4 protein-coding genes and 1 pseudogene are annotated in these 3,571 nt (G+C 56.5%); all 5 read left to right on the top strand.

Annotated elements, in window-relative coordinates; translation table 11 throughout:
- A pseudogene (locus tag Q1B15_RS19700) lies at positions 1–259 on the top strand (carbohydrate ABC transporter permease); the annotation flags it as partial.
- Between the two features lie 2 nt (positions 260–261).
- A complete protein-coding gene (locus Q1B15_RS19695) occupies positions 262–1,407 on the top strand; it encodes an ABC transporter ATP-binding protein (RefSeq protein WP_299757086.1) in 1,146 nt (381 codons plus the stop codon).
- Positions 1,404–2,324, top strand: a complete 921-nt coding sequence (locus tag Q1B15_RS19690; RefSeq protein WP_299757084.1) for a dihydrodipicolinate synthase family protein — start codon at positions 1,404–1,406, stop codon at positions 2,322–2,324. Before Q1B15_RS19695 ends, Q1B15_RS19690 begins: the two co-directional genes overlap by 4 nt.
- A gap of 31 nt (positions 2,325–2,355) precedes the next feature.
- Positions 2,356–3,138, top strand: a complete 783-nt coding sequence (locus Q1B15_RS19685) for an SDR family oxidoreductase (protein WP_299757081.1) — start codon at positions 2,356–2,358, stop codon at positions 3,136–3,138.
- On the top strand, positions 3,138–3,571 hold a 434-nt coding region (locus tag Q1B15_RS19680), incomplete at its 3' end, for an SDR family NAD(P)-dependent oxidoreductase (RefSeq protein ID WP_299757078.1). The genes Q1B15_RS19685 and Q1B15_RS19680, both read left to right, overlap by 1 nt.

The following is a 3,571-nucleotide window of genomic DNA, read 5'->3' as shown; positions in this document are numbered from 1 at the left end:
TCCTGGAATAATCTCAACGGCGCTGTTCACCTTTATCCTGTCTTGGAACGAATATCTCTATGCGCTTGTTTTGGTGAATTCTGACAATGCGCGCCCGCTTACAACTGGCGTGATGAATATGCTGATTTCATCTTTCAACATTGAGTGGTCACTTCTGATGGCCGCATCGGTGATGATGAGCGTGCCACTGATCATCGCATTCGCCTTCCTCCAAAGTTACCTGACCCGCGGCTTTGGCGCTGGCGGAATGAAAGGATAACCATGGCCGACGTTGTCTTAACCAACCTAAACAAACAATTTGACTCGTTTACCGCAGTCGAAGACATGAACTTAAGCATCGAGCAGGGTGAATTTGTCTCGCTTCTGGGTCCGTCGGGCTGTGGCAAGACCACGACATTGCGGATGCTGGCGGGACTTGAATTCTGCACCTCTGGCGAAATCCGGATCGGCGAACGTGTGGTAAATGACGTGGCCCCGGGAGAGCGCGACATCGCAATGGTTTTCCAGTCATATGCGCTATACCCTCACATGAGCGTCGAGAACAACATCGCCTACCCTCTGAAAAAACGCGGTGTTCCAAAGTCAGAGCGCGGCGCAATGGTCGCAAAAACTGCTGAGATGCTGCACCTTACCGAGCTGCTGAACAGAAAACCCCGTCAGCTTTCGGGTGGTCAACAGCAGCGTGTCGCCCTCGGACGGGCGCTGGTGCGTGATCCAAAGGTGTTTTTGCTGGACGAACCGCTGTCAAACCTCGATGCGAAACTGCGAGGCTATATGCGGGCCGAACTAGTGCAACTGCATAACCGGCTTGGGCGAACAATGGTCTATGTCACGCATGATCAGCTTGAGGCGATGACCATGTCCAACAGGATAGCGATCATGGAAGGTGGGCGCCTTCAGCAATTCGCCCCGCCACAGGACGTCTACCGTGAACCCGCAAATCGTTTCGTGGCAAGCTTCATTGGAACTCCGGGAATGAACTTGATCGACGGCGAACTTCGTCAGCAAGGTGGAACATGGTGGTTTGAGGCGCCCGAACTCAAGATTGAAGCTCGTGGCCTCGGTCCCTCAGCACAAGCGGGAAAAGTATGTCTCGGCATTCGCCCCGAAAGTATCACTTTGGGAACGGGACCCTATTCCGGCGCAGTTCAACTGGTCGAGCAGACTGGGCATGAGAACATTGTCGCGGTCAATATCGGCGGGGATATTCGTCTGACTGGGCGCGCGCCAGCAACCGTGATTCCGCGATTTGGCGAGACGATCCAGTTTTCGATTGATCCCGACGCATCGCATTTCTTTGCGGCCGGTCCAGCTGGAATTAGGCTGAATGTGCCTCGGTCGGCTGAAAGCGCCGACAAATGGAACCCAGCCGAAGCCGCGGTCAATTTGCAGGAGGCCCAACTATGAACCGTTCATCAATCAACTGGTCAGGGCCAATGCCCGCTATCACGACGCCGTTTCATTCAGACCTGTCCATCAACGAAGAGGGTTTTACGGCCAATATGGCAAGGCTATTCGACGCTGGTGCGACTGGGATGGTCGCCGCGGGCTGCACGGGCGAGTTCTGGGCTCTTTCTATGGACGAGCGTTCACGGATTGCAGAGCTGACCGTTGCGGCCTGCAAGGATCGCGGTCCTGCTATCATCGGAACCGGCAGCATTCGTGAAGGCGAAATTATTGAGCAAATCGACCGCGCCAAGGACGCAGGTGCGGATGGTGTACTGGTCCTGCCCCCCTATTTTGCCCACCTGACTGAAGCCGAGGTGATCGCGCACTTTGAGGCGATCGATGCCCGCGCAAGCCTTCCTATTATTCTTTATAACATACCCGGAAACGCCGGAAATGCCGTGACACCGGACATTGCAGATAAGCTGGCGGACCTCGACAACGTGGTCGCGATCAAGGAAAGCAGCGGAAGCTGGACGAATTTCCATGCCACTCTTCTAAGGGTGAAGGACCGGATCCGCGTCTTCTGTGGCCCTTCGTCGGCCTTTGGGGTGCCCGCGACCCTGGCCGGGGCAGACGGGCTGATCGACTGTTTCCCAAACGTATGGGCCCCGGGCTGTCTGGACATGTGGGAGCTTGCACGCAGCGGGCGCACGACAGAGGCATGGGCGCTTCAAAGCACCGGCATCGCACTGACAGAGCTGTTTACCAGTGAAGGCCGCACTCTTTATCCTTCGACCAAGGCCGCGATGGACTATCTGGGTTTCGACGGTGGCGGCCCCATGCGCCCACCGCTTCGCGATCTGTCAGCCGATGCCCGAAAGGGTCTGATCGCAGGATTGAACGAGCTTCTGCCAGCGCATGCCAAGGTCGCCTGAGCGACATCAAAAATAATAAAGGAACAACCCTATGGATCTCGGACTAACAGGCAAACGTGCCATCGTCACTGCAGCCAGCCGCGGCCTTGGACTGGCCACAGCCCGGTCTCTGGCGCACGAAGGTGTACACGTAACGTTGAACGCACGAGGTACTGAGACACTTGAAGCTGAGGCCGCGAAGATCCGCGAAGAGTTCGGCGTCGAGGTCAGGACGGTGGCGGCCGATTTCAACGAGGCCGACGGTCGCGCAGCCCTGTTGGAGGCTGCCGGTCCAGTGGATATTCTTGTAAATAACCCTGGCGTCCGTCAAGTTCCCACGCCCTATGATCAAATAACGATCGAAGACTGGCGCTATTGGCTCGAAGTTCACTTCTTGTCATCGATCCAGATGATTCAAGCCGTTGCGCCGGGTATGAAGGAACGCAATTTTGGCCGCATCGTAAATATGTCGGTCAGCTTCATCAAGTTTCCCCAAGTCGGCTTCGCCCATAGTCATGCAGCCCGATTGGCCTTGTCAGGAGCGTCAGCAGCAATGGCCCGCGACCTTATTCCGCACAATGTTACCATCAATACAGTCTGCCCCGGTCTCTTCGACACCGACGCGCTGCACACCAACCTGCACGGGCACGCCAAACGTGGCAACACGACCTACGAAGCAATTGTGCAAAACCGGATCGAGAACTGCCCGGCGGGCCGCTTCGCCGATCCATCAGAATGCGGAGATCTGGTTGCATTTTTATGCTCGGCGCAGGCGGGCTTCATGTCCGGACAGAATATTGTCAATGACGGTGGCTACTATCAAGGGCTTTTCTGATGACTAAGGTCGCGATGATTTCTGGCGGTGGACGGGGCCTCGGCGCGGCGATTACAGAGCGACTTTTGTCGGAAAACTGGAGGGTGTCGCTCGGTCTGCGGGATACTACCCAGGCAGATGTTTTTGAGAAAGGCCCAGACCACCTTCTTGCGGTGCCCTATGACGCAACCGTTGAGGGCGCAGCAGAGGCTTGGGTCGCTGCGACGGTCGAGCGCTTCGGCCAGGTTGATGCGCTTGTTAACAATGCTGGAATATTTCGCATGGTTGGGTTCACCGTGGGCGATGTCAAAGACCTGGATGATCTTTGGTCCGTCAATGTCAGGGGACCGTTCCTGCTGACCCGGGCTGCGATGCCCGAGTTGCGCAAGACGGGTGCCGGGCGCATTATCAATATAGCGTCCACAGACGCAAAGCGCTTCCGTCCCGGCAGCTC

Origin of the sequence: uncultured Boseongicola sp. (genome assembly GCF_937988555.1) — a bacterium.
Lineage (GTDB): Bacteria > Pseudomonadota > Alphaproteobacteria > Rhodobacterales > Rhodobacteraceae > Boseongicola.
The sequence above is the reverse complement of the archived record's forward strand: the minus strand, read 5'-3'. Positions and strand labels throughout refer to the sequence as shown.

Coding starts and splice junctions, on each gene's coding strand:
- Q1B15_RS19685 (WP_299757081.1), top strand. CDS start 2,356: ATGGATCTCGGACTAACAGGCAAACGTGCCATCGTCACTGCAGCCAGC.
- Q1B15_RS19690 (WP_299757084.1), top strand. CDS start 1,404: ATGAACCGTTCATCAATCAACTGGTCAGGGCCAATGCCCGCTATCACG.
- Q1B15_RS19695 (WP_299757086.1), top strand. CDS start 262: ATGGCCGACGTTGTCTTAACCAACCTAAACAAACAATTTGACTCGTTT.